Origin of the sequence: Streptomyces sp. HSG2 (assembly GCF_016598575.1) — a bacterium.
GTDB lineage: Bacteria > Actinomycetota > Actinomycetes > Streptomycetales > Streptomycetaceae > Streptomyces.
In genome coordinates this window covers 3,165,082-3,187,774 of sequence record NZ_CP066801.1, presented here as the reverse complement: position 1 = coordinate 3,187,774, position 22,693 = coordinate 3,165,082, and the positions used below count along the sequence as shown (strand labels likewise).

Below are 22,693 nucleotides of genomic sequence, written 5' to 3'. Positions count from 1 at the left end.
GGCGGACTCCCCCTCGGCCCCGGTGTCCGCCGACCCGGCGGAGCATCCCGCGGTGAACGCGGCCTGAGCGAGCAGGCATATCGCGAGCGACGAAACGAGCCCGCGCCGTGACCCACGAAGAGCCCTGACCACCTCGCACCCCCATGCCGGTGTGCCGTCCGCCCCGGCACGACCGGGAGGAGCGTTCCCACCGAGGCTACCGGCGGTCCTCCCATCGGTACACAGCGTCGTCGTCGACGATCGGCGTGACGTGGGGACTGACCGGGCGGTAGCCGACGCACCGAGTGGGAAAGACGTCGACCCGGCGCGACGGTCGGGCGGTCCCCACCGCCGAAACCGTGAAAGCCGACCGCGCTCGGGCCCCCCGGACACGGCGCCCCTCGCCCGGCCCGCGTGCCGCCCGTCGGGAGGACGACGAGAAGGGGCCCGCACGACCGAAGTCGTACGGGCCCCTTCGAGCCACTCGGGTCAGGCGACCGTCAGGCGAGTCGCGAGACTCACTTGTTGATCTTGGTGACCTGGCCGGCGCCCACGGTCCGACCACCCTCGCGGATGGCGAACTTCAGGCCCTCCTCCATGGCGACGGGCTGGATGAGCTCCACCTTCATCTCGGTGTTGTCACCCGGCATGACCATCTCGGTGCCCTCGGGGAGGGTAACCACGCCGGTCACGTCCGTCGTACGGAAGTAGAACTGCGGGCGGTAGTTGTTGAAGAACGGCGTGTGACGGCCACCTTCGTCCTTGGACAGGATGTAGGCCTGCGCCTCGAACTCGGTGTGCGGGGTCACGGTGCCCGGCTTGATGATGACCTGGCCGCGCTCGACGTCCTCGCGCTTGATGCCGCGGAGCAGCAGACCGACGTTCTCACCGGCCTGACCCTCGTCCAGCAGCTTCCGGAACATCTCGATGCCGGTGACCGTGGTCTTGGTCTTCTCTTCCTTGATGCCGATGATCTCGACTTCCTCGTTGACCTTGAGGATGCCGCGCTCGATACGGCCGGTCACGACGGTGCCGCGACCGGTGATCGTGAAGACGTCCTCGATCGGCATGAGGAACGGCTTGTCGACGTCGCGCTCCGGCTCCGGGATCGACTCGTCGACGGCCTTCATCAGGTTGAGGACCGAGTCCACCCACTCCTTCTCGCCCTCAAGGGCCTTCAGAGCGGAGACCTTGACGACCGGAAGCTCGTCGCCGGGGAACTCGTACTCGGAGAGGAGCTCACGGACCTCGAGCTCGACGAGCTCCAGGATCTCCTCGTCGTCCACCATGTCGGCCTTGTTCAGGGCGACCACGATGTACGGCACGCCGACCTGGCGGGCCAGGAGCACGTGCTCCTTGGTCTGCGGCATCGGGCCGTCGGTCGCGGCGACCACCAGGATCGCGCCGTCCATCTGCGCGGCACCGGTGATCATGTTCTTGATGTAGTCCGCGTGACCCGGGCAGTCGACGTGGGCGTAGTGACGCGCCTCGGTCTGGTACTCGACGTGCGCGATGGAGATGGTGATACCGCGCTGGCGCTCCTCGGGCGCCTTGTCGATGTTGTCGAACGGGGTGGCCTCGTTCAGGTCCGGGTACGCCTCGTGCAGCACCTTGGTAATGGCCGCCGTGAGGGTGGTCTTACCGTGGTCGATGTGACCGATGGTGCCGATGTTGACGTGCGGCTTAGTCCGCTCGAACTTCGCCTTCGCCACTGGGGTCCTCCTGTGGAGTGGTTCTGAACGCCTTGCTTCATCGGCGCCAGGTGATCTTTGCTGTCAAAGCCCGGGCCCCCGGGGCGAACAGCCGCTGCGCGGCTGCTCACCCCTCAAGGCTCCGGAGTCAAGCCTACGGCGTGGACACGTGGTCCGTTACTCGCCCTTGGCCTTCGCGATGATCTCCTCGGCGACGTTCCGCGGAACCTCGGCGTAGGAGTCGAACTGCATCGAGTAGCTCGCGCGACCCGACGTCTTGCTGCGGAGGTCGCCGACGTAGCCGAACATCTCCGACAGGGGCACGAGGCCCTTCACGAGGCGGGCACCCGCCCGCTCCTCCATGGCCTGGATCTGGCCACGTCGGGAGTTGATGTCGCCGATCACGTCGCCCATGTAGTCCTCGGGCGTGGTGACCTCGACGGCCATCATCGGCTCCAGGAGCACGGGAGACGCCCTGCGCGCGGCCTCCTTGAAGGCCTGCGAACCGGCGATCTTGAAGGCCAGTTCCGAGGAGTCGACCTCGTGGTAGGCGCCGTCGAGCAGCTTCACACGCACGCCGGTCATCTCGTAACCGGCGAGGATGCCGAACTGCATGGCCTCCTGGCAACCGGCGTCGACCGAAGGGATGTACTCCTTCGGGATACGACCACCGGTGACCTGGTTGACGAACTCGTACGAGGCGTCACCACCCTCGATCGGCTCGACCGAGATGATGACCCGACCGAACTGACCGGTACCACCGGTCTGCTTCTTGTGGGTGTACTCGACCTTCTCGACCGACTTGCGGATCGTCTCGCGGTACGCGACCTGCGGCTTGCCGACATTGGCCTCGACGCGGAACTCGCGCTTCATGCGGTCCACGAGCACCTCGAGGTGCAGCTCGCCCATACCGCCGATGACGGTCTGGCCGGTCTCCTCGTTGGTGTGGACCTGGAAGGACGGGTCCTCCTCGGCCAGGCGCTGGATCGCGACACCCAGCTTCTCCTGGTCGCCCTTGGACTTCGGCTCGATCGCGACCTCGATGACCGGCGCCGGGAAGTCCATGGACTCCAGGATCACCGGCTTCTTGTCGTCGCAGAGCGTCTCGCCGGTCGTGGTCTGCTTCAGACCCATCACGGCGACGATGTCGCCGGCACCCACCGACTCGATCTCCTCACGCTTGTTGGCGTGCATGCGGTAGATCTTGCCGATGCGCTCCTTGCGGCCCTTGACCGAGTTCTGCACGGCGGTGCCGGAGACCAGGCGGCCGGAGTACACCCGGACGAAGGTGAGCTTGCCGAGGTGCGGGTCGCTCATGATCTTGAACGCCAGTGCCGACAGCGGCTCGTCGTCGGACGGCTTGCGCGTGACGACCAGCTCCGGGTCCTTGACGTCGTGACCCTCGATGGCCTCGATGTCGACCGGCGACGGCAGGTAGCGCACGACCGCGTCGAGCAGCGGCTGGACACCCTTGTTCTTGAACGCGGTGCCGCAGAACACCGGGGTCACGGTGGTACCCGAGCTCTTGCCGGAGGCGATGGTGATGCGACGTACCGCCGCGTAGAGCTGCTCCACCGAGGGCTCCTGGCCCTCGAGGTACAGCTCCATCATCTCCTCGTCGTTCTCGGCGATGGCCTCCAGAAGCTTGCCGCGGTACTCCTCGGCGGCCTCCGTGTGGGTGTCCGGGATGTCGACGGTGTCGTACATCTCGCCCTTGGTGGCCTCGGCGGACCAGACCAGGGCCTTCATCGTCACCAGGTCGACGACACCCTGGAAGTCGGCCTCGGCACCGATGGGCAGCTGCATGACCAGCGGCTGCGCGCCCAGACGATCGGTGATCATGTCGACGCAGCGGTGGAACTCCGCGCCGGTGCGGTCGAGCTTGTTGACGAAGCAGATCCGCGGGACGCCGTAGCGGTCCGCCTGGCGCCACACCGTCTCGGACTGCGGCTCGACGCCGGCGACACCGTCGAACACCGTCACGGCACCGTCGAGCACCCGCAGGGAACGCTCCACCTCGACGGTGAAGTCGACGTGACCGGGCGTGTCGATGATGTTGATCGTGTGGTCGACGTCCTCCAGCGGCCAGTGACAGGTGGTGGCAGCAGAGGTGATCGTGATGCCACGCTCCTGCTCCTGCTCCATCCAGTCCATGGTCGCGGCGCCGTCGTGGACCTCACCGATCTTGTAGGACACGCCGGTGTAGAACAGGATCCGCTCGGTGGTGGTCGTCTTGCCCGCGTCGATGTGGGCCATGATCCCGATGTTGCGGACCTTGGCCAGGTCAAGTGAAGTGGTAGCCATAAGGCTTCAGTCTTCTCTCGGTCTCGATGTGGGTAGCGACTACCAGCGGTAGTGCGCGAAGGCCTTGTTGGACTCGGCCATCTTGTGCGTGTCCTCGCGCTTCTTCACAGCGGCACCCAGGCCGTTGCTGGCGTCGAGGAGCTCGTTGAGCAGCCGCTCGGTCATGGTCTTCTCGCGACGGGCGCGGGAGTAGCCGACGAGCCAGCGCAGTGCCAGGGTGTTGGCGCGGCCGGGCTTGACCTCGACCGGCACCTGGTAGGTGGCGCCACCGACACGGCGGGACTTGACCTCAAGGGTCGGCTTGATGTTCTCCAGAGCGCGCTTGAGCGTGATCACCGGGTCGTTGCCGGTCTTCTCGCGCAGGCCCTCCATGGCGCCGTAGACGATGCGCTCGGCGGTGGAGCGCTTGCCGTTCAGCAGCACCTTGTTGATCAGGGAGGTCACCAGAGGGGAGCCGTAGACCGGGTCGATGATGACCGGGCGCTTCGGGGCGGGGCCCTTACGAGGCATTCTTACTTCTCCTTCTTGGCGCCGTAACGGCTGCGGGCCTGCTTGCGGTTCTTGACACCCTGGGTGTCGAGGGAACCGCGGATGATCTTGTAGCGAACACCCGGCAGGTCCTTCACACGGCCGCCGCGCACGAGCACGATGGAGTGCTCCTGCAGGTTGTGTCCCTCACCCGGAATGTAGGCCGTGACCTCGATCCCGCTGGTCAGACGCACACGCGCGACCTTGCGCAGGGCCGAGTTCGGCTTCTTCGGGGTGGTCGTGAACACACGCGTGCAGACGCCCCGACGCTGAGGGGAACCCTCGAGAGCGGGCGTCTTGTTCTTCTCGACCTTGTCCTGCCGGCCCTTGCGGACCAGCTGCTGGATCGTAGGCACTACTTCTCCGGTTTCTGTGTGCCGATGGGTACAGCTAACCTGGAACGTCGCCGACCCACGCGGTCGGGTGTGTCGAATCCGGCAGACTCCCGCCGAGCGGCGAAAAGGGCGCAGATCACGGTGGCCGCTGACGGCCCCTGTGCGGTCGAAGGCACGCACCAAGGCCAGGGCACACCCCAGGCACAAGGTCTGAGCGTACCTACCGCACGGACTTCGGTCAAAACAAATGGAACGCGGCCCGACACTCCGGACTCCACGACGGCGTACGCCCTCCGGGCCGCCACCCCGCGCGGGCGGCGACCCGGTGGCGACGCGACGGCCCCTCAGGCGGACCCGGACACCAGCAGCACCAGGGAGAACAAGACCATCACCAAGGCCCACCCGGCCACCGAGACCCAACCGAGCGCCAGTCCGACCAGCGCGTAGCCGTCCCCTCCCTCGCCGCTGCGGCGGATCTCCGAACGCGCCACATGCCCGAGGACGACCGCGGGAACGCCGGTGACGCCCAGCGTCACCAGGCACAGCGCCCCACAGACCATCGAGGCGACCGCCTTGGCGTTGGCCGGAGCCGGTCGAGGCAGGAACGTGCCGGGCACCTGAGCCACCGGCACGCCGGACTGGGACGCGGGCCCCTGCGGCAGATCGGCCACCAACAGGGACAGTTCACCGACCGTGCGGGCCGCGTAGGCCCGGGCCACCCGATTCTCGAACTCCGCGTGATCCAGTCGACCCTCTCCGTAGCCGGCCCTCAGGACGTCCGCCGCGCGCTCGCGGTCGGCCTGAGCGGCCAGCATGGAGGGGGGGTTCCGACCGGACCCGGGCTGCCACACGGGATACGACACCGACGAGCACCTCCCGAATAGGGATCCCTTTCCATGATGCGCCGAGGGGCGGCTCTCCGTCGGGAGAACCGCCCCTCGCGCTCATGAACCCACGCCTCTACTGGTTGTAAGGACCGTAGTCGTAGTCCTCCAGCGGTACGGCCTGGCCGGAACCGGTCCCGAACGGGGAGTAGTCGATGTCGTCGTAGCCGACGGCCGAGTACATGGCGGCCTTCGCCTCCTCGGTCGGCTCCACCCGGATGTTGCGGTAACGGGACAGACCCGTACCGGCCGGGATCAGCTTACCGATGATCACGTTCTCCTTGAGACCGATCAGCGAGTCGGACTTGGCGTTGATCGCCGCGTCCGTCAGCACCCTCGTCGTCTCCTGGAAGGACGCCGCCGACAACCAGGACTCGGTCGCCAGCGAGGCCTTGGTGATACCCATCAGCTGCGGACGACCGGAGGCCGGGTGACCGCCCTCCTGCACCACACGCCGGTTCTCGCCCTCGAACTTCGAGCGCTCGACCAGCTCGCCGGGCAGCAGTTCCGCGTCACCCGACTCGATGATCGTCACACGCCGCAGCATCTGGCGGATGATGATCTCGATGTGCTTGTCGTGGATCGACACACCCTGGGAGTTGTAGACCTTCTGGACCTCGCCGACCAGGTGGACCTGGACGGCGCGCTGCCCCAGAATGCGCAGCACGTCGTGCGGGTTGGTGGCACCGACGGTGAGCTTCTGGCCCACCTGGACGTGCTCGCCCTCCGACACCATCAGACGGGCGCGCTTCGAGATCGGGAACGCCGTCTCGTCGCTGCCGTCGTCCGGGGTGACGACCAACTTCTTGGTCTTCTCGGTCTCCTCGATCCGCACCCGGCCGGACGCCTCGGAGATCGGGGCGACACCCTTCGGGGTGCGAGCTTCGAACAGCTCGACGACACGCGGCAGACCCTGGGTGATGTCGTCACCTGCCACACCACCGGTGTGGAAGGTCCGCATCGTGAGCTGGGTGCCCGGCTCGCCGATGGACTGGGCCGCGATGATGCCGACCGCCTCGCCGATGTCCACCAGCTTGCCGGTGGCCAGCGAACGGCCGTAGCACATCGCACAGGTTCCCACGGCGGACTCGCAGGTCAGCACCGAGCGGGTCTTGACCTCCTCGACGCCGTGGCGGACCAGCTCCTCGATGAGGACATCGCCGAGGTCGGTACCGGCCGGAGCCAGCACCTTGCCGTCGACCACGATCTCCTCGGCGAGGCAGCGTGCGTACACCGAGGTCTCGACGTCCTCGCCCTTGCGCAGCACACCGTCCGCGCCACGCTCGGCGATCCGCAACCGCAGTCCGCGCTCGGTGCCGCAGTCCTCCTCGCGGATGATGACGTCCTGGGAGACGTCCACCAGACGACGGGTGAGGTAGCCCGAGTCGGCGGTCCGCAGAGCGGTGTCCGCCAGACCCTTGCGGGCACCGTGCGTGGAGATGAAGTACTCCAGCACGGACAGACCCTCGCGGAACGAGGCCTTGATCGGCCGCGGAATCGTCTCGTTCTTCGCGTTCGACACCAGACCACGCATACCGGCGATCTGACGCATCTGCATCATGTTGCCTCGCGCGCCCGAGTTCACCATCATGAAGATCGGGTTGGTCTTGGGGAAGTTGTCGTTCATCGCCTCGGCGACCTCGTTGGTCGCCTTGGTCCAGATCGCGATGAGCTCCTGGGTCCGCTCGTCCTTCGTGATCAGACCGCGCTCGTACTGCTTCTGGACCTTCTCGTCCTGCGCCTCGTAGCCGCGGACGATCTCCTTCTTCGCCTCGGGGACGACGACGTCGGAGATGGCCACGGTGACACCGGAACGCGTCGCCCAGTAGAAGCCCGCCGCCTTCAGGTTGTCGAGCGTGGCCGCGACGATGACCTTCGGGTAGCGCTCGGCGAGATCGTTGACGATCTCCGAGAGCTGCTTCTTGCCGACCTCGAAGTCGACGAACGGGTAGTCCTCGGGCAGCAACTCGTTGAAGAGGGCGCGGCCCAGGGTGGTCCTCAGGGTGAAGGTGTCGCCCTGCTGCCACTCCCGCTCTCCGACGACCGCTTCCTCGCCGTCGGCGGCCCGCGGCGGGGTCCAACCGCGCGGCGGGATGGTGCCCACCGGGAAGCGCACGTCGATCTTCGACTGGAGCGACAGCTCACCCGCGTCGAAGGCCATGATCGCCTCGGCGGCCGAGGCGAAGGACCGGCCCTCGCCCTTCAGCTCGCGCATCTCGCCGTCGGTGGTGAGGAAGAACAGACCGAGGACCATGTCCTGGGTCGGCATCGTCACCGGACGCCCGTCGGCCGGCTTCAGGATGTTGTTCGAGGACAGCATCAGGATGCGGGCCTCGGCCTGCGCCTCCGCGGACAGCGGCAGGTGCACGGCCATCTGGTCACCGTCGAAGTCCGCGTTGAACGCGGTGCAGACGAGCGGGTGGATCTGGATCGCCTTGCCCTCGACCAGCTGCGGTTCGAAGGCCTGGATGCCCAGACGGTGCAGCGTGGGCGCGCGGTTCAGCAGCACCGGGTGCTCGGCGATGACCTCTTCGAGGACGTCGTACACCACGGTCCGGCCACGCTCGACCATCCGCTTGGCGCTCTTGATGTTCTGCGCGTGGTTCAGGTCGACCAGGCGCTTCATCACGAAGGGCTTGAACAGCTCCAGCGCCATGGCCTTCGGCAGACCGCACTGGTGCAGCTTGAGCTGCGGACCGACGACGATCACGGAACGCGCGGAGTAGTCCACGCGCTTGCCGAGCAGGTTCTGACGGAAGCGGCCCTGCTTGCCCTTGAGCATGTCGGACAACGACTTCAGCGGGCGGTTGCCCGGACCGGTCACCGGACGACCGCGGCGGCCGTTGTCGAACAGCGCGTCCACGGCCTCCTGGAGCATGCGCTTCTCGTTGTTCACGATGATCTCGGGGGCGCCGAGGTCGAGAAGCCGCTTCAGGCGGTTGTTGCGGTTGATGACGCGGCGGTACAGGTCGTTCAGGTCGGAGGTGGCGAAGCGGCCACCGTCCAGCTGCACCATCGGCCGCAGGTCCGGCGGGATCACCGGGACGCAGTCCAGGACCATGCCCTTGGGGCTGTTGGAGGTCTGGAGGAACGCCGACACGACCTTCAGCCGCTTCAGGGCACGGGTCTTCTTCTGACCCTTGCCGGTGCGGATGATCTCGCGGAGCCGCTCGGCCTCCTCGTCCAGGTCGAAGGACTCCAGGCGCTTCTGCAGCGCGGCGGCGCCCATCGAACCGTCGAAGTAGGTGCCGAACCGGTCACGCAGCTCGCGGTAGAGCAGCTCGTCGCCCTCCAGGTCCTGGACCTTGAGGCTCTTGAAGCGGTTCCACACCTCGTCGAGGCGGTCGATCTCGCGCTGCGCCCGGTCGCGCAGCTGCTTCATCTCGCGCTCCGCGCCCTCGCGCACCTTGCGGCGCACGTCGGCCTTGGCGCCCTCGGCCTCCAGCTCGGCCAGGTCGGTCTCGAGCTTCTTGGCCCTGGCCTCCAGGTCGGCGTCACGGCGCTGCTCGATCTGCTGGCGCTCGACGGAGACGTGGGCCTCCAGCGAGGGCAGGTCGCGGGTGCGGCGCTCCTCGTCGACGTACGTGATCATGTACGCCGCGAAGTAGATGACCTTCTCCAGGTCCTTCGGGGCGAGGTCCAACAGGTAGCCCAGCCGGGAGGGCACGCCCTTGAAGTACCAGATGTGTGTGACCGGGGCGGCGAGCTCGATGTGGCCCATCCGCTCACGGCGGACCTTGGCCCGCGTGACCTCGACGCCACACCGCTCGCAGATGATGCCCTTGAAGCGGACGCGCTTGTACTTGCCGCAGTAGCACTCCCAGTCCCGGGTGGGGCCGAAGATCTTCTCGCAGAAGAGCCCGTCCTTTTCCGGCTTGAGGGTGCGGTAGTTGATGGTCTCGGGCTTCTTGACCTCGCCGTGGCTCCACTGACGGATGTCGTCAGCGGTGGCCAGGCCGATCCGGAGCTCGTCGAAGAAGTTGACGTCGAGCACTATGCGTCAATCCCTCTCAGGGTCGTGAGTCTTGGGGTCTGAAACGGGGGTCCTGGGGCCGGGGAACCGCGGTGACGGTTCCCCGGACTCCCGTCAGACCTCTTCGACGCTGCTCGGCTCGCGCCGGGACAGGTCGATGCCGAGCTCCTCCGCGGCGCGGAAGACATCCTCGTCGGTGTCACGCATCTCGATGGACATGCCGTCGCTGGACAGCACCTCCACGTTCAGGCAGAGCGACTGCATCTCCTTGATGAGCACCTTGAAGGACTCGGGGATGCCGGGCTCGGGGATGTTCTCGCCCTTGACGATGGCCTCGTAGACCTTCACGCGGCCGGTGACGTCGTCGGACTTGATGGTCAGCAGCTCCTGGAGGGCGTAGGCGGCACCGTAGGCCTCCAGCGCCCACACCTCCATCTCGCCGAACCGCTGGCCACCGAACTGGGCCTTACCGCCCAGCGGCTGCTGGGTGATCATCGAGTACGGACCGGTCGAGCGCGCGTGCAGCTTGTCGTCGACCAGGTGGTGCAGCTTCAGGATGTACATGTACCCGACCGAGATCGGGTCCGGGAACGGCTCGCCGGAACGGCCGTCGAACAGCCGGGCCTTGCCGGACGGCAGCACCATGCGGTCGCCGTCGCGGTTGGGGATGGTGTGCTCCAGCAGGCCTGCCAGCTCGTCCTCACGGGCGCCGTCGAAGACCGGTGTCGCCACGTTGGTGCGGGGCTCGACCTGGTCGGCACTGATCGCCTGGAGGCGCTCGGCCCACTCGTCGGCGAGACCGGAGACGTCCCATCCCTGGCTGGCGAGCCAGCCCAGGTGGATCTCCAGGACCTGCCCCGGATTCATCCGGGACGGGACGCCCAGGGGGTTGAGGATGATGTCGACCGGGGTGCCGTCCTCCAGGAACGGCATGTCCTCGATCGGCAGGATCTTGGAGATGACGCCCTTGTTGCCGTGCCGGCCGGCGAGCTTGTCACCGTCGGTGATCTTGCGCTTCTGGGCGACGTAGACGCGGACCAACTGGTTCACGCCCGGGGGCAGCTCGTCGCCCTCCTCGCGATCGAAGACCCGAACGCCGATGACCTTGCCGGTCTCGCCGTGCGGGACCTTCAGCGACGTGTCGCGGACCTCGCGGGCCTTCTCGCCGAAGATGGCCCGGAGCAGCCGCTCCTCGGGGGTCAGCTCGGTCTCGCCCTTGGGCGTGACCTTGCCGACCAGGATGTCCCCTGCGATGACCTCGGCGCCGATCCGGATGATGCCGCGCTCGTCGAGGTCGGCGAGGACCTCCTCGGAGACGTTCGGGATGTCCCGGGTGATCTCCTCGGGACCGAGCTTGGTGTCACGGGCGTCGACCTCGTGCTCCTCGATGTGGATCGAGGAGAGGACGTCGTCCTGGACGAGGCGCTGCGACAGGATGATCGCGTCCTCGTAGTTGTGGCCCTCCCACGGCATGAAGGCGACGAGCAGGTTCTTGCCCAGCGCCATCTCACCCTGCTGGGTGGCCGGTCCGTCGGCGAGCACCTGGCCCTCGACGATCCGGTCGCCCTCGGCGACGATGACCTTCTGGTTGACCGAGGTGCCCTGGTTGGATCGGGCGAACTTGGCCAGCCGGTACGTGATGTAGGTGCCGTCGTCGTTGGAGGTGGTGATGTAGTCCGCGGAGACCTCCTGGACCACACCCGCCTTCTCGGCCTTGACCACGTCACCGGCGTCGGCGGCGGAGCGGTACTCCATGCCGGTGCCGACGAGCGGGGACTCCGCCTGGATCAGCGGGACCGCCTGACGCATCATGTTCGCGCCCATGAGGGCGCGGTTGGCGTCGTCGTGCTCCAGGAAGGGGATCATGGCCGTCGCGACCGACACCATCTGGCGCGGCGAGACGTCCATGTAGTCCACGTCCTGACCGCCGACGTAGTCGACCTCGCCGCCGCGGCGGCGGACCAGGACCCGCGGCTCGGCGAACCGGAAGTCCTCCGTCAGCGGCGCGTTGGCCTGCGCGATGACGAAGCGGTCCTCCTCGTCCGCGGTGAGGTAGTTGACCTGGTCGGTCACCTGGCCGTCGATGACCTTGCGGTAGGGCGTCTCCACGAAGCCGAACGCGTTGACCCGACCGTAGGTGGCGAGCGAGCCGATCAGACCGATGTTCGGGCCTTCGGGCGTCTCGATCGGGCACATCCGGCCGTAGTGCGAGGGGTGCACGTCACGGACCTCGAAGCCGGCCCGCTCACGGGAGAGACCACCCGGTCCGAGGGCGTTGAGACGCCGCTTGTGCGTCAGCCCCGACAGCGGGTTGTTCTGGTCCATGAACTGCGACAGCTGGCTGGTGCCGAAGAACTCCTTGATGGAGGCGACGACCGGCCGGATGTTGATCAGCGTCTGCGGCGTGATCGCCTCGACGTCCTGGGTGGTCATCCGCTCGCGGACGACCCGCTCCATCCGGGCCAGGCCGGTACGGACCTGGTTCTGGATCAGCTCGCCCACGCTGCGGATACGGCGGTTGCCGAAGTGGTCGATGTCGTCGGTCTCGACGATGATCGGACGGTCGGCCGCGCCGGTGGTCTCGGTCTCGCCCGCGTGCAGCTTCACCAGGTACTTGATCGTCGCGATGATGTCGTCGACGGTCAGGACGCCGGCGTCCAGGCCGGTCTCCGTGCCCAGCTTCTTGTTGACCTTGTAGCGGCCGACCTTGGCCAGGTCGTAGCGCTTGGGGTTGAAGTAGAGGTTCTCCAGCAGCGTCTGCGCGGCCTCGCGGGTGGGCGGCTCGCCCGGGCGCAGCTTGCGGTAGATGTCGAGCAGAGCGTCGTCCTGCCCCTGGGTGTGGTCCTTCTCCAGGGTGGCGCGCATCGACTCGTACTCGCCGAACTCCTCCAGGATCTGCTCGGTGGTCCAACCGAGCGCCTTGAGCAGGACGGTGACGGACTGCTTGCGCTTGCGGTCGACGCGGACACCGACCATGTCGCGCTTGTCGATCTCCATCTCCAGCCAGGCGCCCCGGGACGGGATGATCTTGGCGGAGAAGATGTCCTTGTCGGACGTCTTGTCGATGCTGGAGTCGAAGTACACGCCCGGCGAACGGACGAGCTGGGAGACGACGACGCGTTCGGTGCCGTTGATGACGAAGGTGCCCTTGTTCGTCATCAGGGGGAAGTCCCCCATGAAGACGGTCTGGGACTTGATCTCGCCCGTCTCGTTGTTGGTGAACTCGGCCGTGACGAAGAGCGGCGCGGCGTAGGTGAAGTCGCGTTCCTTGCACTCGTCGATCGAGTTCTTCGGCGGCTCGAAGCGGTGGTCGCGGAAGGTCAGCGACATCGACCCGCTGAAGTCCTCGATCGGGGAGATCTCCTCGAAGATCTCCTCCAGTCCGGACTTGGTGGGGACGTCCTGACCGTTGCCCAGGGCCTCCTCGACGCGAGCCTTCCACGCCTCGTTCCCGAGAAGCCAGTCGAAGCTCTCGGTTTGCAGCGCGAGAAGGTTCGGAACCTCGAGGGGCTCCTTGATCTTTGCAAAGGAGATGCGCAGCGGGGCGGTGCTGGCGCCGTTGTTCGTATTCGCGGTCGAGGCAGTGCGCGAGGCGGCCAAGAGGGGGTCCTTCCGAGGGCTCGGACTCACTACGCGCGTACCGGCCCCTCGCCGTATCGGGGACGGACCTCACCGACCTCGGCGAAAGGCCAGGTCAGGACCGGTCCGGTCTTCGATGCTGGAGCGAGGGCATGCCCCTGGTGACGGGCAGGGAGCAGCTAACAGGCAGCGCAAAGGGTCAGTGTAGCCACTTGCCACACTGCTGTCCAGTGCCGGACCGCACCTCGGTCTCGGAGACCTCTGTTGTTCTCAACGCCTTCGGCATGCCCGCTCTCAACGCACGTTGATACTGCCCTCTTTGTCGACGATCCATGCCTCGGATCCGGATCGTCGTGACGACGCGTCCTGAGAATCGCGCGCCGCGTGCGGTTCGTCAAGGGCCCTCGTCCAGGGACCCGCACGCACCGAGCCACGAGGAAGATCACCATACCCGTCACCGGTACGACCACGCGGCAGGCGTGGCCGAGGCGCCGAAGCGCCGAAGAGCGACCACCCGGTTGGATGATCGCTCTTCGGCGCGTTCGCGTTACAACCCCAGGGGGATTGTTTCGGCCATCGTGTCGAGCCGGAGAGGCTCGTCGGCCGCACGCGGTCGGGAGGTCGGCGGACCCCCGAGGGTGTTACTTGACCTCGACCGAGGCACCGGCGGCCTCAAGGGCCTCCTTGGCCTTGTCCGCGGCCTCCTTGTTGACCTTCTCCACAACGGCCTTCGGGGTGCCGTCCACCAGGTCCTTGGCCTCCTTCAGGCCGAGCGAGGTCAGCTCACGCACGACCTTGATGACCTGGATCTTCTTGTCACCGGCACCGGTGAGGACGACGTCGAACTCGTCCTTCTCCTCGACGGCCTCGGCGGCCGGGGCACCCGGGCCGCCCGCCATCATGACCGGCGCGGCGGCGGCGGCGGTGACGTCGAACTTCTCCTCGAAGGCCTTCACGAACTCGGAGAGCTCGATGAGGGTCATGCCCTCGAACTGCGCGAGCAGGTCTTCCTGGCTGAGCTTCGCCATGATGGGCGATCCTTCCATTCTTTCGGCTGGTGCCGGATGTACATGACTGGCGGGCGTACGGTGGCCCGCTGCGACCCGGTCGCCTCAGACGACCCGGATCAATGCGCGAGCCGAGTTACTCGGCACCGCCCTGCTCGTCCTGCTTGGCGCGCAGCGCGTCCACGGTGCGGACGAGCTTCGACGGCAGCGCCTGGAAGACGGAGGCAGCCTGGGACTGCTTCCCCTTCATCGCGCCGGCCAGCTTGGAGAGCAGAACCTCGCGGGACTCGAGGTCCGCGAGCTTCTTGATGTCGTCCGCGGACAACGCCTTGCCATCGAGGACGCCGCCCTTGATGACGAGGTTGGGGTTGTCCTTGGCGAAGTCGCGGAGACCCTTCGCCGCCTCGACCGGGTCACCGGTCACGAAGGCGACGGCCGACGAACCCGCGAAGAGCTCGTCGAGCGTGGTGATCCCGGCCTCGTTGGCCGCAATCTTGGTCAGCGTGTTCTTCGCCACACGGTAGTGCGCGTTCTCACCGAGTGAACGACGCAACTGCTGGAGCTGCGCGACGGTGAGACCGGTGTACGCGGTGACGACCGCGCCGTTGGCGCTGCGGAACTTGTCCCGCATCTCCTCGACGGCATCGACCTTGTCAGGCCTCGCCATGAGCCTCGGCCTCCTTCCGGGTGATTCGGACCGCGCGGACCCGAAGGAGGACTGGGAAAAACGAAACGCCCCGGCGCAGGCGCACGGGGCTCGGCTCCACCGGAATCGGCCTCACCGGCGCACGGCCGGAGAATCCACAATCCGGGAACTCTTCCACAGTCACCTGCGCGGGCCGTCCGCTGTGCAGCGGATCCTTCGGCCACCGCGCACTCGGCGAGCGCACGGCAACGACCAGCGGTCTTTGGCTTCGACGCGACTCTACGGGACCGGGCCGCCGCCGAGCAAATCGCTCGACGACGGCCCGGGCCTTCGACCGGCCCCCGCCGGTCGCGGGTCGATCAGACGGCCTCGTCGCCGAACATCTCCATCAGGTCCAGCGTCTCGTCCGCCGGCGGCGCCGTGACCTCGACCTTCTCGTTGATCCCGACGAAGGTGAAGGTCATGTCCATCTCGCCGTCCTTGCCGTCACCAGCGACACGGAACTGCCGGGTCTGGTCCTCCTCGTCGACCCAGATGTCCATGGCCAGCTCTTCGAGTCCCATCTCCTCGTAGGACTCCAGGGACACCTCCTGGCGCTCCCCGATGCCGCCTTCGTTCGCCTCCATCGCCTTGCGCAGCTCGTCGAGGGTGACCGTGCCGGCGTAGTGGGTGGTCTCGACACCCTCGATCTTCTCGGTGCCGACCTTCTTCAGGTCTTCGGCCTGAGTCAGGAAGGCCGACTCGGCGGCCGGGTTCTTGTCGGCCAGGTCCATGCCGGGCATCTCGTTCATGTCCTCCTCGCCCGCGCCGGAGAGGTCGAACTTGATCCAGCTCATCCCCTCCAACTCCTCGGACGGCTCGCCTGTGGACATGTACATGGCCTCGTCCACCAGCCGCATCTCCACGGTGGCGGTCTCGCCGGGCACCTCGCCCAGGCCCTCGCCGGTCATGCTCATGCTTATCGCGACGGTGGGATCCAGGCTCATCTTGGCCTCGCCCTCGACCGCGCCCTCCGTGGGCGTGGTCCCCTCCATGCGGAAGTGGAGCGAGGTGATCTCCTCGGACTTGTCCACCGCCTTGGCGACGGCCGCCGCCGGCGTCAGGTTCGGAGTCTCCTCCGCCGACTTGTCGGCGCTCGACGTCGCCGCCTCCCCGCCACAGCCCGCCGTGCCGGCGGCGATCAACAGTGCGGCGAGCCCGGTCCCGGCCATTCTGCGTGCGGACGTCCTCATGGTCCCCCCAAGTAGAGATGAAGGTATGTCTTTCCTGTAGCAAAAGGGGAGCTTACCGGGGAACGAGCGTGCGAACTGCGGCCTGGAGTCGACCGCGGCTCCAACTGCCGCGCTCGGCACGGCGAATCGCCCTCCCCCGTTACCAAGAGGTTGGCAATTCCCCAGTACACAGCGCTCTTTGGCGGAGCTCGAAGCGGAATGTGAAGCGGCGATTCCATTTCGATCACGGTCGGCCGGGAGAGCCCGAGGGTCGCGATCCCGCCTCCGGAAACCCTCCGACACGCTCGCCTCCGGCCACGGCGGCGAACCCGGCCCCCCGCCGCCTCGTGCGGCGCTCCCGTCGACTCGCGGAGGCGCGGCTGAGCCACCCCGGCGACCCGTACGGGTACGGAGGAGAACACACGGAAGGGCCCCGCACCGGAGAAGGTACGGGGCCCGTGACCGAGCGGCGGTCGGGACTCAGACCGCGGCCGGGTCCTCCTCGACGAGGAGGTTGCGGACGCGGTTGGGGTCGACCGGAACGCCGGGGCCCATCGTGGTGGTGATGGCGGCCTTCTTGATGTAGCGGCCCTTCGCGGCGGACGGCTTCAGGCGGAGGATCTCCTCCAGAGCGGCGCCGTAGTTCTCCACCAAGCGGCTGTCGTCGAAGGACGTCTTGCCGATGATGAAGTGCAGGTTCGCGTGCTTGTCGACCCGGAACTCGATCTTGCCGCCCTTGATCTCGGTGACGGCCTTGGCGACGTCCGGGGTGACGGTGCCGGTCTTCGGGTTCGGCATCAGGCCACGGGGACCGAGGACGCGGCCGAGGCGACCGACCTTGCCCATCAGGTCCGGGGTGGCAACGACAGCGTCGAAGTCCAGGCGGCCCTTCGACACCTCGTCGATAAGTTCGTCGGAGCCGACGATGTCGGCTCCCGCGGCACGCGCGGCCTCGGCACGGTCACCGGTCGCGAAGACCAGGACCCGGGCGGTCTTGCCGGTGCCGTGCGGGAGGTTCACGGTGCCACGGACCATCTGGTCGGCCTTGCGCGGGTCGACACCCAGACGCAGGGCCACCTCGACGGTGCCGTCGAACTTGGTCGTGGAGGTCTCCTTGGCGAGGCGGACGGCCTCGAGCGGGGCGTAGAGCCGGTCCCGGTCGATCTTGGCGTCCGCAGCGCGGAGAGACTTGCTGCGCTTGCTCACTACTGCTCCTGTTGGTTCCGAGGAGTCGTGGTCCGGGCCGAGCAGGCCCCGCCACTACTGCTGCTGTGGGAAGGTTGCGGTCAGCCCTCGACCGTGACGCCCATGGAACGGGCGGTGCCGGCGATGATCTTCTCCGCGGCGTCCAGGTCGTTGGCGTTGATGTCGGGCATCTTGGTCGTGGCGATCTCACGGACCTGCTCGCGAGTGATCTTCGCGACCTTGGTCTTGTGCGGCTCGCCGGAGCCCTTCTCGATGCCCGCGGCCTTCAGGATCATCTTCGCGGCCGGCGGCGTCTTGGTGACGAAGGTGAAGGAGCGGTCCTCGTAGACCGTGATCTCCACCGGGATCACCCAGCCACGCTGCGACTCGGTCGCGGCGTTGTAGGCCTTGCAGAACTCCATGATGTTGACGCCGTGCTGACCCAGCGCGGGGCCGACCGGCGGAGCCGGGTTGGCGGCACCGGCCTGGATCTGGAGCTTGATGAGCCCCGTGACCTTCTTCTTCTTGGGAGGCATTGCTCTCCGGGTCCTTTCGGTTCGGGTCCACCCCCGGCCGAGTCGCTCTCTCGGCAGAAGGCATACCGCGCAACGATAGCGGGTGAGGGCGCGGCGCCAAAAACCCAGCAGGTCAGACGGCTGCCACCAGGCACGTCTGACCTGCCCCGACATCGCCTCACCGCACTTCGGGCTCCGCTGTGCCCGACCGGCCGGACCGCCCCGGGCACCGGAGACCGGCGTGCGTGGAGGGGTGGCGACTCGCCGACGCGGCGGCGTCGGTCACCCGCGAGGCGACCCCACGCGGCGGGACCCCGGGGTCCCGCCACCTCCGCGCGAGGTGCGACACCCGCGCCCGAACGGCCGGCCCGGACGGAGGTCGCCCCCGGAGGGGATACACCCGACGGCCGACAACGCCGGAGGGCCTCTGCCCGGTGGCTCCCCACCGGGCAGAGGCCCTCTCGGACGGGCGTCGGGCTAGTTCTTCTGGATCTGGTCGAAGGACAGCTCGACCGGTGTCTCGCGTCCGAAGATCTCGACGAGACCCTTGACCTTCTTGGAGTCGGCGTTGATCTCGTTGATCGTGGCCTGGAGTGTGGCGAAGGGACCGTCGGTGACGGTGACGGAGTCGCCGACCTCGAAGTCGAGGACCTGGACCTCGACCTTGCGCTGCGGTACCGGCTTGCCCTCGGCCTCGGCGGCCTCCCGCGCGGCGCGCTCGTCGGCCTCGGGCGCCAGCATCTTGACGATCTCGTCGAGGGTGAGCGGGTACGGGTCGTAGGCGTTGCCGACGAAGCCGGTCACGCCGGGGGTGTTGCGGACGACGCCCCAGGACTCGTTGGTCAGGTCCATGCGGACGAGGACGTAGCCCGGGAGCTTGTTCTGCTTGATGGTCTTGCGGTCGCCGTTCTTGATCTGGACGACTTCCTCCTGCGGCACCTCGGCCTGGAAGATGTAGTCCTCGACGTTCAGAGAGACGGCACGCTGCTCCAGGTTGGTCTTCACCCGGTTCTCGTAGCCGGCGTAGGTGTGGATCACGTACCACTCGCCGGGCAGGGCACGCAGTTCCTGGCGGAACTTCTCGGCCGGGTCCACCTCGGGCTCCGAGGGGGTCTCCTCCTCCGAGGACTCGGGGCCATCGGCGGACTCCACCGCGTCGCCCTCGGAGGGTTCGGAGACGTCGGCCTCCCGCGTGGCCGCGTCGGGCGCCGACTCCTCCGCCTCGGCCCGGTCGTCCGTCTCCCGGTGCTCTCCGGCGGACTCATCCGCGCCGGCGGCGTCGCCGGCCTCGGCCTCCGCGGCGTCCACGGTGTCCTCGCGGTCCGCGACCTCGACGGCGTCGGGCCGGTCCTCGACGGACTCGGCCCCTTCGCCGCGAGGCTCAACGGCGTCGTTCACGTTCGGGTCAGACACGGTGGCTGCTTCTTCCTGGATACATAGGGGTGGAACACGCGAAAGGAGCGCCGGGTACCTCGGCGCTCTTCGCTCGCGACTCAGCCGAACACGTACTTGGCGGCGTTGCTGAGTCCATAGTCAATCAGGGTGACCAGACCGATCATGATCGTCACGAAGATGATCACTACGGTGGTGTAGGTCGTCAGCTGGTTGCGGGTGGGCCAGACGACCTTGCGCAGCTCCGCGACGATCTGACGATAGAACAGCGCGAGGCGCTTGAACGGGCCCTTCTTGCCGCGTTTGCCGCCCCGCTGCTTCTTGGAGTCCCGGTTCTCGTCCTCGGCATCAGGCATGTCGATGGAGCCCACGGCATCCGTCACTCGTCCTCACCTGATTCCGGGTCGTGGCCGTGCCGCGCCCGGTCTGAGCCGCACGGCGGTGCATTGCTGTACGTACATGCGCACACATCCTGAGCAAGGTGTGTGAAGCAGGGCCGGAGGGACTTGAACCCCCAACCGCTGGTTTTGGAGACCAGTGCTCTACCAATTGAGCTACGACCCTTTGCGTTCCCCCAACGTACCGCATCCGCCCGACCGCACGGAGTGCGCCGAGGCGGGACGGGCCGCCGGAGGCCAACGAGGTGTGAGTGTACGTGTTCCCGGCCCGGTCGTCGAACAGCGAACCTTCCGGAGCCGCCGGCGCCGACCGTCCGCGCTCCGCCCCGGAGACGGATCCGCGCGCGCGAACCCCTCGGGCGTCGGCGATCGGACACCGATCGCGAGGCGAGGAATGGCCTGTCAGGCGGCTTTCGCCCCGGGTTCTTCGGTGTCTCCCGTTCCGACCCGTCCCGCCGACCGCGACCGGGGGCGGTGGCCCGACCGCCCCCCACCGGGCCGCGCCCCCCACCCGGGGGACGCGACCACCCCCACCGGTCCGCGAAACCCGCCTACCCGTCGTGATGCCGGTCTGGAACGATGGGCCCATGAGCGCTGCAACCCCTCCGACCGAGCGCCGGGTCTCCGCCCGAGTCGGCGCGATCTCCGAATCCGCCACCCTCGCCGTGGACGCCAAGGCGAAGGCACTCAAGGCCGCCGGGCGTCCGGTGATCGGCTTCGGCGCCGGCGAGCCGGACTTCCCGACCCCCGACTACATCGTCGAGGCGGCCGTCGAGGCGTGCCGCGACCCCAAGTACCACCGCTACACCCCGGCCGGCGGCCTGCCCGAGCTGAAGGCGGCCATCGCGGCGAAGACGCTGCGGGACTCGGGCTACCAGGTCGATCCCACCCAGATCCTCGTGACCAACGGTGGCAAGCAGGCCATCTACGAGGCCTTCGCCGCCATCCTCGACCCGGGCGACGAGGTCATCGTGCCGGCGCCGTACTGGACGACCTACCCGGAGTCGATCCGGCTGGCCGGCGGCGTCCCCGTGGAGGTCGTCAGCGACGAGACGACCGGCTACCGGGTCGGCGTGGAGCAGTTGGAGGCGGCCCGCACCGAGCGGACCAAGGTCGTGCTCTTCGTCTCGCCGTCCAACCCCACCGGTGCCGTGTACTCGCGGGCCGAGACGGAGGCCATCGGCCGCTGGGCCGCCGAGCACGGCCTCTGGGTGCTCACCGACGAGATCTACGAGCACCTGGTGTACGGCGACGCCTCCGCGGCGTCCATGCCGGCCGTCCTGCCCGAACTGCGCGACCGGTGCGTCGTGGTGAACGGCGTCGCGAAGACGTACGCGATGACGGGTTGGCGGGTGGGCTGGATGATCGGGCCCGCCGACATCGTCAAGGCGGCTACCAACCTGCAGTCCCACGCGACCTCGAACGTGTCGAACGTCGCCCAGGCGGCTGCGGTGGCCGCCCTCTCCGGCGATCTGGACGCGGTGGACCGGATGCGGGAGGCCTTCGACCGACGCCGCCGGACCATCGTCCGCATGCTCAACGAGATCGACGGACTGGTCTGCCCCGAGCCGGAGGGCGCCTTCTACGTCTACCCGTCGGTCAAGGGGCTCCTCGGCAAGGAGATCCGCGGCAAGCGCCCGACGGACTCGGTGGAGCTGGCGGCGCTGATCCTGGAGGAGGTCGAGGTCGCCGTCGTTCCCGGCGAGGCCTTCGGCACCCCCGGCTACCTGCGCCTGTCGTACGCGCTGGGCGACGAGGACCTCGTCGAGGGTGTGAGCCGGATCCAGAAGCTGCTGGCGGAGGCCGGGGACTGAACCCGGGCCGCGACGCGGGCAGGGCTTCCCCGGGGCCTCGGGGCACCCTGCCCGTCTCCCCGGAGGCGTCACCCGTGCGAGCCGGACCACGAACGGCGAAAGCGCTACCGCGCCGGGCGGGCGGTGCGGCAGGATCGCGGAATGGAGCGTGTACGTGATGTCTCTGTTCTGCCGAAGGCCCATCTGCATCTGCACTTCACCGGGTCCATGCGAGCCGCCACCGTGCTGGAACTCGCCGACCGGTACGGGGTCCGCCTCCCCGACGCCCTGACCGAGGCCCTCTCCGGTGGCGAGCCGCCCAGGCTCCGGGCGACCGACGAGCGCGGCTGGTTCCGCTTCCAGCGGCTCTACGACGCGGCCCGCTCCTGCCTGCGACGTCCGGAGGACATCCAGCGACTGGTGCGGGAAGCGGCCGAGGAGGACCTGAGAGACGGCTCCGGCTGGCTGGAGATCCAGGTCGACCCGACCTCGTACGCGCCCCGGCTCGGTGGGCTGATCCCCGCGCTGGAGATCATCCTGGACGCGGTGGACACCACCGTCCGGGACACCGGTCTCGGCATGCGGGTACTGGTCGCCGCCAACAGGGTGAAACACCCCTTGGACGCCCGCACCCTCGCCAGGCTCGCCGTCCGCTACGCGGACCGCGGGGTGGTCGGCTTCGGCCTGTCGAACGACGAGCGGCGGGGCATGGCGCGGGATTTCGACCGGGCGTTCGCCATCGCCCGGCACGGAGGCCTGTTGTCCGCACCGCACGGAGGCGAGCTGACGGGTCCGGCATCGGTGCGCGACTGCCTCGACGACCTGTCGGCCGACCGGATCGGCCACGGGGTCCGCGCGGCCGAGGACCCCCGGCTCCTGAAGCGACTCGCGGACCGCCAGATCACCTGCGAGGTCTGTCCCTCCTCCAACGTGGCCCTCGGCGTCTACGAGAAGCCCGAGCACGTGCCGCTGCGGAAGCTGTTCGACGCGGGGGTGCCGATGGCGCTCGGCGCCGACGACCCACTGCTCTTCGGGTCCCGACTGGCGGCCCAGTACGAACTGGCCCGGGATCACCACGGCTTCACCGACGCCGAACTGGCCGAGCTGGCGCGGCAGTCCGTGCGAGGCTCCACGGCGCCCGAGGACCGCAAGGCAACCCTGTTGGCGGGCATCGACGCCTGGCTCACGGAGCCGACCGGCTGACGAGCGACCTACGCGGCGGCGACACCGGGGCGGCGGGCCCACCCACGCCCGGTCGGCCGGGGCGCGGTCC

16 protein-coding genes and 1 tRNA gene are annotated in these 22,693 nt (G+C 68.0%); 2 read left to right on the top strand and 15 right to left on the bottom strand.

Translation table 11 applies throughout. From position 1 onward, the window contains the following. Positions 1–497: 497 nt before the first annotated feature. From tuf to JEK78_RS13580, 15 genes are all read right to left on the bottom strand, one after another. The gene (gene tuf / locus JEK78_RS13650) at positions 498–1,691 is read right to left on the bottom strand and encodes an elongation factor Tu (protein ID WP_200258855.1); all 1,194 of its coding nucleotides are present in this window, start codon (positions 1,689–1,691) and stop codon (positions 498–500) included. A 156-nt stretch (positions 1,692–1,847) separates the two neighbouring features. After that, the gene (fusA, locus tag JEK78_RS13645; RefSeq protein ID WP_200258853.1) at positions 1,848–3,974 is read right to left on the bottom strand and encodes an elongation factor G; all 2,127 of its coding nucleotides are present in this window, start codon (positions 3,972–3,974) and stop codon (positions 1,848–1,850) included. A gap of 39 nt (positions 3,975–4,013) precedes the next feature. Continuing rightward, a complete protein-coding gene (rpsG, locus tag JEK78_RS13640) occupies positions 4,014–4,484 on the bottom strand; it encodes a 30S ribosomal protein S7 (RefSeq protein WP_003998848.1) in 471 nt (156 codons plus the stop codon). Between the two features lie 2 nt (positions 4,485–4,486). Next, a complete protein-coding gene (gene rpsL, locus JEK78_RS13635) occupies positions 4,487–4,858 on the bottom strand; it encodes a 30S ribosomal protein S12 (RefSeq protein ID WP_003948652.1) in 372 nt (123 codons plus the stop codon). Positions 4,859–5,181: 323 nt separating this feature from the next. Beyond that, positions 5,182–5,652, bottom strand: coding sequence for a DUF1707 and DUF4190 domain-containing protein (locus JEK78_RS13630; RefSeq protein WP_200258851.1), 471 nt, complete (start codon positions 5,650–5,652; stop codon positions 5,182–5,184). 145 nt (positions 5,653–5,797) lie between these two features. Further along, on the bottom strand, positions 5,798–9,715 hold the full coding sequence (locus JEK78_RS13625) for a DNA-directed RNA polymerase subunit beta' (RefSeq protein ID WP_200258850.1): 3,918 nt from the start codon (positions 9,713–9,715) through the stop codon (positions 5,798–5,800). 93 nt (positions 9,716–9,808) lie between these two features. Next, positions 9,809–13,294 carry a DNA-directed RNA polymerase subunit beta gene (gene rpoB, locus JEK78_RS13620; RefSeq protein WP_200258849.1) on the bottom strand — a complete coding sequence of 1,162 codons (3,486 nt, stop codon included), beginning with the start codon at positions 13,292–13,294 and terminating at the stop codon, positions 9,809–9,811. 620 nt (positions 13,295–13,914) lie between these two features. Continuing rightward, a complete protein-coding gene (rplL, locus tag JEK78_RS13615) occupies positions 13,915–14,301 on the bottom strand; it encodes a 50S ribosomal protein L7/L12 (RefSeq protein ID WP_200258848.1) in 387 nt (128 codons plus the stop codon). A gap of 115 nt (positions 14,302–14,416) precedes the next feature. Beyond that, the gene (rplJ, locus tag JEK78_RS13610) at positions 14,417–14,947 is read right to left on the bottom strand and encodes a 50S ribosomal protein L10 (RefSeq protein WP_200258847.1); all 531 of its coding nucleotides are present in this window, start codon (positions 14,945–14,947) and stop codon (positions 14,417–14,419) included. 338 nt (positions 14,948–15,285) lie between these two features. Then, positions 15,286–16,158, bottom strand: a complete 873-nt coding sequence (locus JEK78_RS13605; protein ID WP_200258845.1) for an LppX_LprAFG lipoprotein — start codon at positions 16,156–16,158, stop codon at positions 15,286–15,288. A 459-nt stretch (positions 16,159–16,617) separates the two neighbouring features. Further along, positions 16,618–17,343 (bottom strand): 50S ribosomal protein L1, encoded by a 726-nt coding sequence (gene rplA, locus JEK78_RS13600; protein WP_200258841.1) that lies wholly within the window; start codon positions 17,341–17,343, stop codon positions 16,618–16,620. An 80-nt stretch (positions 17,344–17,423) separates the two neighbouring features. After that, positions 17,424–17,858, bottom strand: coding sequence for a 50S ribosomal protein L11 (gene rplK, locus JEK78_RS13595; RefSeq protein ID WP_200258840.1), 435 nt, complete (start codon positions 17,856–17,858; stop codon positions 17,424–17,426). Positions 17,859–18,314: 456 nt separating this feature from the next. Then, positions 18,315–19,250 carry a transcription termination/antitermination protein NusG gene (gene nusG, locus JEK78_RS13590; protein ID WP_200258839.1) on the bottom strand — a complete coding sequence of 312 codons (936 nt, stop codon included), beginning with the start codon at positions 19,248–19,250 and terminating at the stop codon, positions 18,315–18,317. An 80-nt stretch (positions 19,251–19,330) separates the two neighbouring features. Next, positions 19,331–19,612, bottom strand: a complete 282-nt coding sequence (secE, locus tag JEK78_RS13585) for a preprotein translocase subunit SecE (protein WP_200258838.1) — start codon at positions 19,610–19,612, stop codon at positions 19,331–19,333. A gap of 108 nt (positions 19,613–19,720) precedes the next feature. Further along, a tRNA-Trp gene (locus JEK78_RS13580) sits at positions 19,721–19,793 on the bottom strand. 421 nt (positions 19,794–20,214) lie between these two features. On the opposite strand from JEK78_RS13580, the gene JEK78_RS13575 reads away from it, so the two are divergent. Then, positions 20,215–21,441, top strand: a complete 1,227-nt coding sequence (locus JEK78_RS13575; protein WP_200258836.1) for a pyridoxal phosphate-dependent aminotransferase — start codon at positions 20,215–20,217, stop codon at positions 21,439–21,441. Between the two features lie 141 nt (positions 21,442–21,582). Then, positions 21,583–22,623, top strand: coding sequence for an adenosine deaminase (locus JEK78_RS13570; protein WP_200258834.1), 1,041 nt, complete (start codon positions 21,583–21,585; stop codon positions 22,621–22,623). Positions 22,624–22,693 lie beyond the last annotated feature (70 nt).

Excerpts from the sequence above, each read along its gene's own strand:
- fusA (WP_200258853.1), bottom strand. The coding sequence starts at position 3,974 with ATGGCTACCACTTCACTTGACCTGGCCAAGGTCCGCAACATCGGGATC.
- rpsG (WP_003998848.1), bottom strand. The coding sequence starts at position 4,484 with ATGCCTCGTAAGGGCCCCGCCCCGAAGCGCCCGGTCATCATCGACCCG.
- JEK78_RS13630 (WP_200258851.1), bottom strand. The coding sequence starts at position 5,652 with ATGCTGGCCGCTCAGGCCGACCGCGAGCGCGCGGCGGACGTCCTGAGG.
- rplL (WP_200258848.1), bottom strand. The coding sequence starts at position 14,301 with ATGGCGAAGCTCAGCCAGGAAGACCTGCTCGCGCAGTTCGAGGGCATG.
- rplJ (WP_200258847.1), bottom strand. The coding sequence starts at position 14,947 with ATGGCGAGGCCTGACAAGGTCGATGCCGTCGAGGAGATGCGGGACAAG.
- JEK78_RS13605 (WP_200258845.1), bottom strand. The coding sequence starts at position 16,158 with ATGAGGACGTCCGCACGCAGAATGGCCGGGACCGGGCTCGCCGCACTG.
- rplK (WP_200258840.1), bottom strand. The coding sequence starts at position 17,858 with ATGCCTCCCAAGAAGAAGAAGGTCACGGGGCTCATCAAGCTCCAGATC.
- JEK78_RS13575 (WP_200258836.1), top strand. The coding sequence starts at position 20,215 with ATGAGCGCTGCAACCCCTCCGACCGAGCGCCGGGTCTCCGCCCGAGTC.
- JEK78_RS13570 (WP_200258834.1), top strand. The coding sequence starts at position 21,583 with ATGGAGCGTGTACGTGATGTCTCTGTTCTGCCGAAGGCCCATCTGCAT.